At 73.2% G+C, this 6,634-nt stretch carries 7 protein-coding genes and 5 tRNA genes; 6 read left to right on the top strand and 6 right to left on the bottom strand.

Annotated features, from left to right (window positions below):
- Positions 1–289 precede the first annotated feature (289 nt).
- The 3 genes from AB0912_RS25480 (at position 290) to AB0912_RS25470 (ending at position 2,183) form a co-directional block, all read left to right on the top strand.
- Positions 290–499 carry a hypothetical protein gene (locus AB0912_RS25480; RefSeq protein ID WP_366703561.1) on the top strand — a complete coding sequence of 70 codons (210 nt, stop codon included), beginning with the start codon at positions 290–292 and terminating at the stop codon, positions 497–499.
- Between the two features lie 368 nt (positions 500–867).
- Positions 868–1,812 (top strand): aminoglycoside phosphotransferase family protein, encoded by a 945-nt coding sequence (locus tag AB0912_RS25475; RefSeq protein WP_366703559.1) that lies wholly within the window; start codon positions 868–870, stop codon positions 1,810–1,812.
- 74 nt (positions 1,813–1,886) lie between these two features.
- Positions 1,887–2,183, top strand: coding sequence for a zf-TFIIB domain-containing protein (locus AB0912_RS25470; RefSeq protein WP_366703557.1), 297 nt, complete (start codon positions 1,887–1,889; stop codon positions 2,181–2,183).
- Between the two features lie 144 nt (positions 2,184–2,327).
- On the opposite strand, the gene AB0912_RS25465 is transcribed toward AB0912_RS25470, so the two are convergent.
- From AB0912_RS25465 to AB0912_RS25445, 5 genes are all read right to left on the bottom strand, one after another.
- Positions 2,328–2,402 (bottom strand) — tRNA-Val (locus AB0912_RS25465).
- A 40-nt stretch (positions 2,403–2,442) separates the two neighbouring features.
- Positions 2,443–2,514: transfer RNA gene (locus tag AB0912_RS25460), tRNA-Val, on the bottom strand.
- 19 nt (positions 2,515–2,533) lie between these two features.
- Positions 2,534–2,605 (bottom strand) — tRNA-Val (locus AB0912_RS25455).
- A 1-nt stretch (position 2,606) separates the two neighbouring features.
- Positions 2,607–2,680, bottom strand: a tRNA-Cys gene (locus AB0912_RS25450).
- 40 nt (positions 2,681–2,720) lie between these two features.
- Positions 2,721–2,793 (bottom strand) — tRNA-Gly (locus AB0912_RS25445).
- Between the two features lie 156 nt (positions 2,794–2,949).
- On the opposite strand from AB0912_RS25445, the gene AB0912_RS25440 reads away from it, so the two are divergent.
- The 3 genes from AB0912_RS25440 to AB0912_RS25430 all read left to right on the top strand — a co-directional run bounded on the left by AB0912_RS25440 (position 2,950) and on the right by AB0912_RS25430 (position 5,849).
- Complete coding sequence (locus AB0912_RS25440; protein WP_366703555.1) at positions 2,950–3,996, top strand: chorismate-binding protein; 1,047 nt, start codon at positions 2,950–2,952, stop codon at positions 3,994–3,996.
- Positions 3,997–4,121: 125 nt separating this feature from the next.
- Complete coding sequence (locus AB0912_RS25435; protein ID WP_366703553.1) at positions 4,122–4,943, top strand: aminodeoxychorismate lyase; 822 nt, start codon at positions 4,122–4,124, stop codon at positions 4,941–4,943.
- A gap of 81 nt (positions 4,944–5,024) precedes the next feature.
- Complete coding sequence (locus AB0912_RS25430) at positions 5,025–5,849, top strand: GNAT family N-acetyltransferase (RefSeq protein ID WP_366703551.1); 825 nt, start codon at positions 5,025–5,027, stop codon at positions 5,847–5,849.
- A 129-nt stretch (positions 5,850–5,978) separates the two neighbouring features.
- Here the strand turns inward: AB0912_RS25430 and AB0912_RS25425 are convergent, their stop codons facing one another.
- A complete protein-coding gene (locus AB0912_RS25425) occupies positions 5,979–6,506 on the bottom strand; it encodes a DsbA family protein (protein WP_366703549.1) in 528 nt (175 codons plus the stop codon).
- Positions 6,507–6,634: the final 128 nt, after the last annotated feature.

The raw sequence follows: 6,634 nt of genomic DNA, 5'->3' as shown, positions 1-6,634 counted from the left end.
CGCCTTGCAGCTGCACGCACCCTGCCCCGCTCGGCCCAGCCGACAAGGCGCCGCACTCCGGCGCCACCTGATCCAAACGACACGCCCTAGGTCCTCGTCTCCACCCAGGGGAGTAGTCCGCAGGTCATCGCTCATCCTCCGGGAGGCCCGGCAATCGGTACGAGGGCATGACGTCCCGCCCTCGCCGCGGCCCTAGATTTGAGGTCAAGCGGCGGGTGCAGCACTCGTCCCCCGAGGTCAAGCACCCGCCGCTGCCAACCACAACAGAAGCTCGGTCAGGAGAGGGACCATGGCCCAGACGGCACCGCGGACAGCGCTCCGCACGCAGGGACGCAGGGCGTACAGCGCGGCGTTCGGCACCCGCCGTCAGGGGCAGCGCCACCCCTTGGTGGCGACGGCGATGGTCCTTCCCCTGGCGGCCCTGCTCGTGGTCGTCTTCGGCGGCTGGGACGCAGTGGTCACACAGGCGTCGTCCGTGGGCGTGATGCTGAGGCGCTGAGCGGCGCTCCAGGCCCGGAAGAGCGGTCCGGGCGGGGACATCCGGCCATGAAACCCCGTGGGGACGGGGGTGCGGCGGACGGCACGAGGAATGCCCGCGTAGCTGGGGAGCTACGCGGGCATTCTTCATCTACGGCCCCGTGAACATCTACGGCCCCGTGAACCAGGCCTCCGCCTCACGCCGCTGCGACCCCCGCTCTCCGGTCAGGTGGACCCCGACTTCCAGACCTCCGCCGGGCCGCCCCGCGACGCCGGCATCCAGAACCCCGGTCAGGCAGCCCGCGGCCTCCGCCAGGCGCCCCTGCCGCTCCCGGTCCCCAGCCGCGTACGTACGCTCACCCGCAGTGCCGTACTACCTCAGGGGGAGCCGTGACCGTCGACAGCCTGGTGTCCGTGCTGGGCGGCAGTGCGCGGCGGGCGGTTCACCCGGGGGCCGGCGCGGGCTGTCCGTGCGCCGTCGGGGACGTGGTGCTGGCGGAGCGGGACGACGGCACCGTTGTCCGGCACGGGAGCGTGGTCGCCAAGGCGCATGCCGTGGGCACGGACCCCGTCGCCCTCGCCCGCCGGCTGTCCGTGGCCGCCGGGCTGCCCGGCATCCTCCTGCCCCCGCTGGCTGCCGCTGCCGCCGAGCCGTCCGGACGGCGGGTCACTCTCTGGCCGTACGGCAGTCCCGTCGATCCCGAGGACCCCGACGCGGCGCCCTGGGAGGAGGCCGCGACCCTGTTGGCGCGGCTGCACCGGGCGCCCGTTCCCTCCGGGACGCCGCCCATGCGGGGGCCGGTCAAGGCGGCCCGCGCGATCGCCCGCCTGCGCGCGGCCGGCCCGCACCCGGCCGCCGCGCCCGTGCTGCGGGCCTGGGCCGACCTGCCCGACTGGGCCCGGGATCAGGCGCCCATGCCGGCCGCCACCACGCTCTGCCACGGAGACCTGCACCTCGGGCAGCTCGTCCGGCATCCCGCGCCGGACGGCCCCTGGGTCCTCATCGACGTCGACGATCTCGGCGTCGGCGACCCCGCCTGGGACCTGGCCCGCCCGGCCGCCTGGTACGCCTGCGGACTGCTCCCGCCCGACGAATGGCTCCGCTTCCTGACCGCGTACCGACAGGCGGGCGGCCCGGCCGTCCCCGCCGAAGGCGATCCCTGGCCTGCCCTGGACGTCGCGGCCCGTGCCCTCACCGTGCAGACGGCCGCGCTGGCGATCGCCAAGTCCGTGGCGGCGGAGCGGCCGTTGGACGAGGTGCAGCAGGCCGTCGTGGACGCCTGTGCCCGAATGAGCGGCGAACCACCCGAGTTGGGGCAAGGTCGCGCGTCGTAGGGTGCAACCGACCGGAGCCGGGCAGTGTCTGTCCTGGCGGAAGCAGTACCGACCGGCGAGGAGTTGAGCCGAGCATGCAGTGTCCGAAGTGCCATGCGCCGATGCACACGTACAACCGCAATGGCGTCCAGATCGAGCAGTGCAGCGGCTGCCGCGGGATATTTCTCGACTACGGCGAGCTGGAGGCGCTGACGCGCGTGGAGTCGCAGTGGGCGCAGCCCGCGCCCCCGCCCGCCCCGGGCGCCTACCCCTCCGCGCCCGCGCCCGCCTGGGGCGCCCCGCAGCACGGCGGCCACGGTGGCGGCCACTACGGCGGTCACGGCGGCCACCGCCGGCACAAGAGCTTCGGCCACATGCTCTTCTCGTCCTGAACGACCTGAACGACCTGAACATCGTGAACGAACCGGCGGGGCCCCTCCATCAGGCAGGGGCCCCGCCGTCGTCCGCGCGGGCGATGGCGGGGCTGCCGGGCACGACGAAGCCCCCGACCGTACGAGACGGCCGGGGGCTTCGGCTGGTGCGCGATACTGGGATTGAACCAGTGACCTCTTCCGTGTCAGGGAAGCGCTCTCCCGCTGAGCTAATCGCGCAGGTCACGCGGCGAGAGCCACGCTTGCTGCTGATACTGCGTGCGCGATACTGGGATTGAACCAGTGACCTCTTCCGTGTCAGGGAAGCGCTCTCCCGCTGAGCTAATCGCGCGGGGATCCTCGCGGACCAGTGGACGATACTGGGATTGAACCAGTGACCTCTTCCGTGTCAGGGAAGCGCTCTCCCGCTGAGCTAATCGTCCTTGGAGGTGGAGACGGGATTTGAACCCGTGTAGACGGCTTTGCAGGCCGTTGCCTCGCCTCTCGGCCACTCCACCAGGAGTGCGGGGGTTCGGGAAGATCCCCCACTTTCCTGCGAGCGGACGACCAGGTTCGAACTGGCGACCTCAACCTTGGCAAGGTTGCGCTCTACCAACTGAGCTACGTCCGCTTGTCGTTTCCGTTCCGCTTGCGCGGCCCGGCGACGAGTTGAACTCTAGCGGATTCCGGGGCCAGCACAAAAACGCGTTTGTGCAGCGTGCTGCGCCCTGTCCGCCCGAGGACATGGTCAGGGCACCCGTGGGACACCCGCTCTAGACTCGGCTGCGTGCTCGACCTCGCTCCTCTCGCCCGCTTCGGCGGCCTCGTCGCGACCGGCCTCCTCGACGTCACCGGTGATCCCGCCGCCCTGGACTCGGCCGGCTTCTGGGCCGTCGCGGCCGACTTCGAGGGACGTCTGACCTGCGCCCGCTTCCGCGACGTACGCCGGGAGCCGGTGCCCGCGCCGGTGCCGGGGCGCTGGCGCGGGCCCGCCGCGGGTGACTGGACGTCGTCCCTCGACCGCGCCGCGTACACCGCGGGCGTACGCCGGATCCGCGAGCACATCGCGGCCGGCGAGGTCTATCAGGCGAACCTCTGCCGGGTGCTGTCCGCGCCCGTCCCGCCCGACGCGGACGTGGACGCGCTAACCGCCCTGCTCGCCCGCGGCAACCCTGCCCCGTATGCCGGAACGATCCGGCTCCCCGCGCACGGCGTCGAGATAGCCACCGCCTCCCCGGAACTCTTCCTGCGCCGTGCGGGCCGCGTGGTCGAGTCGGGGCCGATCAAGGGCACCGGACGCACCGAGGCGGACCTCCTGGAGAAGGACTACGCCGAGAACGTGATGATCGTGGACCTCGTCCGCAACGACATCGGGCAGGTCTGCGTCCCCGGCAGCGTGACCGTGCCGGACCTGTGCGTCGTCGAAAAGCACCCGGGGCTCGTGCACCTGGTGTCCACCGTCCACGGCGAACTGCGCGCGGACGCCGGCTGGCCGGAACTCCTCGACGCCGCCTTCCCGCCCGGCTCCGTCACCGGAGCGCCGAAGTCCAGCGCCCTGCGGATCATCGACACCCTGGAGACCACGCCGCGCGGCCCCTACTGCGGAGGCATCGGCTGGGTCGACGCCGACCGCGGCACCGGCGAGCTGGCCGTCGGCATCCGCACCTTCTGGATCGACCGCGCCGACGGCGCCCTGCGCTTCGGCACCGGAGCGGGCATCACCTGGGGTTCCGACCCCGAGGGGGAGTGGCGGGAGACCGAACTGAAAGCGTCCCGGCTGCTCGCGGTAGCGTCGGGAGAGTACGACGCGGGTGACGGGACCTCCCCGGCCTGAACCGGGTACGGGCCCCAGGTCCAGCCAGGTCCGGCCAGGTCCGGGCAGGGACACCACCATCCACCGGGCGACGACGCCACGCCGGACGACGGGTCCGGCACTCTCACGCTCATGCGAGGTAACCAGTGAAGCTTTGGCTCGACGGCGGGCTGCAGGACATTGACGCCGCCCGCGTCTCCGTCTTCGACCACGGACTGACCGTGGGTGACGGCATCTTCGAGACCGTCAAGGCCGTCCACGGCCGGCCGTTCGCGCTGACCCGCCACCTCGACCGGCTGGCCCGCTCCGCGCGCGGCCTCGGACTCCCCGAACCGGACGCCGACGAGGTGCGCCGCGCCTGCGCCGCCGTCCTCGACGCCAACCCGATGCCGCTCGGCCGGCTGCGCATCACCTACACCGGCGGCCACGGCCCCCTCGGTTCCGACCGCGGCGACCGGGGCCCGACCCTCGTCGTCGCGCTCGGCGCCTCCGACCCGCGCCCCGACTCCACCGCCGTCGTCACCGTTCCCTGGACCCGCAACGAACGCGGCGCCCTGACCGGTCTCAAGACCACCTCGTACGCCGAGAACGTCGTCGCCCTCGCCCGCGCCCGTGAACACGGCGCCTCCGAGGCGCTGTTCGCCAACACGGTGGGCCGGCTCTGCGAGGGCACCGGGTCGAACGTCTTCGTCGTCCTCGACGGCGAGATCCACACCCCGCCCGTCGCCTCCGGCTGCCTCGCCGGCATCACCCGCGCCCTCACCGTCGAGTGGACCGGCGCCCGCGAGACCGATCTGCCGCTGGACGTCCTGGACCGCGCCGACGAGGTCTTCCTGACCTCCACGCTGCGCGACGTCCAGGCCGTGCACCGGGTCGACGGACGTGAACTCCCGGGCGCGCCCGGCCCGGTGACCGCCAAGGCGATGCGGGTCTTCGACGAGCGCGCCGCCGACGACCTCGACCCCTGACCGGTCCACGGGCGGCCACCCGCTCCCGATCACGGCGCAATTCGGCTGACCTCGCCCGCCGCAGGGGGTACAACTCCTCTGATGACCACCACCCTGCGGCCGACCGAGCCGCTTCAGCTCGCCGAGAACGGCACGCGGTCCCGCCGCTACCAGGTGTGCGTCAACAGCCGCCCGGTCGGCGCGGTGCGGCTCGCGACGAGCCCCGGGCTCGGCCCGGCCTTCGCCACGATCCGCGACCTGCGCATCGACGAGCCCGACCGGGGGCGCGGCCGGGGCACCGTGGCCGCGCTGGCCGCCGAGGAGGTGGCGCGCGGCTGGGGCTGCCGGCAGGTCGAGGCGGTCGTGCCCGGCGACGCCCCGCGAGCGCTCGGACTGACCCGGGCGCTCGGGTACGTCCTGCGCAACCGCGCCATGGAGAAGCCCCTCGGCGCCGGTGTGCCCGCCCTGCCGCCGGGCAGCGTCGGCCGCCCGATGACCCGCGCCGAGTACGAGACCTGGGCCGCGGCGAACCGGCTCGAGTACGCCGGGGACTGGATCCGGCGCGGGGTGCCCGAGGCCGACGCCCTGGCCAAGGCGGACCGGGACTTCGCCCTCGCGCTGCCGCAGGGCCCCGACACCGCCGGCGCGCACCTGAGCGTGCTGGAGCACGACGGCGTCCCGGTCGGCGAACTGTGGCTCGGCCGCCGGGACGACCACGCCTTCGTCTACGACGTCGCCGTCCGCCCGGAACACCGGGGTCGCGGCCACGGCCGCACCCTGATGCTGCTCGCCGAGACCCAGGCCGTGGCCGCCGGCTTCCGTAGCCTCGCGCTCAACGTCTTCGCGGGAAACTCCCCGGCCGAGCGGCTCTACGAGTCCCTCGGCTATGGGACGACGGAGTACTTCCTCTACAAGGATCTGCTGTAGCCGACCGGGCCCCCCGTCGCGCGGAACGCCAAGTCGCCTGTTCTGTAACCCGGTTGGGTGCCGAGGCCGGGATGTCAGGCCTGACCGGCTACGGCGGCGGGCCTGTTCGGGCCTGTTCGGGCGGGAGTGTCAGGCCTGTTCGGCGAGGAGGCGGTCGGCGATCTCCTCGACGCGCTCGCGCAGCCCCTCCTGGCTCTTGCCACCGTCCAGCCGTTCACCGCCGATGACATACGTCGGAGTCCCCGTGACGCCGATCGCCTTGCCCTCGGCCTGGTCGGCGTCGACGATCAGGATGTGCCGGCCGTCGATCAGCGCGGTGTCGAACTCCTCGGCGTCCAGGCCGAGTTCCCGGGCGACCGAGACGAGCAGGGCCTCGCCGTCGCGGTCCAGCTCCGCCACCCGGCCGAGCACGGCCTCCACGTACGGCCAGGCGCTGCCCTGCTCGGCGGCCTCCTCGGCGGCCTGCGCCGCGGCGAACGCGTGCTTGTGCTTCTCCAGCGGGAAGTGCCGCAGCCGCAGCTCCAGCCGGTCGCCGTAGCGGGCGCGCAGGGCGCGGAGATCGGCGAGGGCGTCACGGCAGTCGGGGCACTGCAGCTCGCACCACACGTCCAGGACGACGGGGGCCGGGCGCGCGGAGGAGGCGGAGGAGTCGTTCATGGGCTCCAGTCTTCCAGCCCGGGCGGTGGGCGGACCAACCGGGACCTGGGGAGGAGGGCGTCCCTTAGATGTCCCCTAGATGTCCCTGAGGTTGGCTCGGAGCGTGGCCTCACGGGTGGGTGACGGTG

The sequence above is a fragment of the Streptomyces sp. NPDC007084 genome (genome assembly GCF_040703595.1).
In the GTDB taxonomy this organism is placed as follows: Bacteria; Actinomycetota; Actinomycetes; order Streptomycetales; family Streptomycetaceae; genus Streptomyces.
Note: the sequence above shows the minus strand (reverse complement) of the source record. Positions and strands in the feature narration are given on the sequence as shown.